This is a genomic window from Nocardia sp. TBRC8007 (assembly GCF_056629435.1).
This window is the reverse complement of the sequence record NZ_JBWSOR010000217.1, coordinates 1-272: the sequence shown is the minus strand read 5'-3', so window position 1 is coordinate 272 and position 272 is coordinate 1. Positions and strand designations below refer to the sequence as shown.

Genomic DNA, 272 nt, shown 5'->3' with positions numbered 1-272 from the left:
TCGCTGCCTGCGGTCGCGGTGGAATCGCTGTGCGTCGATGCTCCGGAAACCTTCACCGGCGCCCCCAGCGCGGCCGCTGCGGCCGACGCCGACCGGCGCGGTCGGCTGCGTCCGGGCAATCTGGCGTATCTGATCTACACCTCCGGCTCTACCGGGGTGCCCAAGGGTGTCGCCATCTCCCACCGCAACGTGGTCAACAATGTTGTCGCGGTGGGGCCACTGCTGGGGGACGGACCCACCCGGGTGTTGGCGAGTACCTCGACGGCGTTCGA

The 272-nt window shown here is 69.5% G+C and carries 1 protein-coding gene; it reads left to right on the top strand.

Annotation, left to right across the window (positions count from 1 at the left end):
• A partial coding sequence (locus ACX4ZE_RS23375; protein WP_480275626.1) for an AMP-binding protein occupies window positions 1-272 on the top strand: 272 nt, incomplete at both ends.